At 64.7% G+C, this 510-nt stretch carries 1 protein-coding gene; it reads left to right on the forward strand.

Annotated elements, in window-relative coordinates; all coding sequences use genetic code 11:
- Positions 1 to 102: 102 nt before the first annotated feature.
- On the forward strand, positions 103 to 510 hold a 408-nt coding region (locus tag NM2_RS46950), incomplete at its 3' end, for an IS110 family transposase (RefSeq protein ID WP_157122136.1).

Raw genomic sequence — 510 nt, forward strand, 5'->3', positions numbered from 1 at the left:
CCGGGTTACCGTGCGGGCGTGGCTGGAAAGGGGTCTGCCCTGGCTCGAAGTAGCGGTGCCTTCCTGCGCGGATACCTCCTCCGTCGATCTGGAAGGATACCGATGTCGGTCATCATTGGCATGGACCCGCACAAACGCTCGGCCACCATCGAAATCATCGACCCCGACGCGAAGATCCTCGCGACCGGGCGTTACGGCACCGACACCACCGGATACGGTGAAATGCTCACCGCTGCACAACGATTCCCACAACGGGTATGGGCGATCGAGGGCTGCAACGGTGTCGGACGGCATGTGGCGCACCGGCTGGTAGCCGACGGGGAAACCGTCATCGACGTCCCGGCGAAACTGTCGGCGCAGGTGCGGGTGTTCGCTACCGGCAACGGCCGCAAAACCGACCCGGTCGATGCGCATTCGGTCGCGTTGGCGGCGTTGCGGGCGCCGAATCTACGTCAGGTACAGGCGGATCCGGAACTGGTCGCGTTGGGTCTGCTGGTCGATCGCCGTGAC

Origin of the sequence: Nocardia miyunensis NBRC 108239 (genome assembly GCF_001613065.1) — a bacterium.
GTDB lineage: Bacteria > Actinomycetota > Actinomycetes > Mycobacteriales > Mycobacteriaceae > Nocardia > Nocardia miyunensis.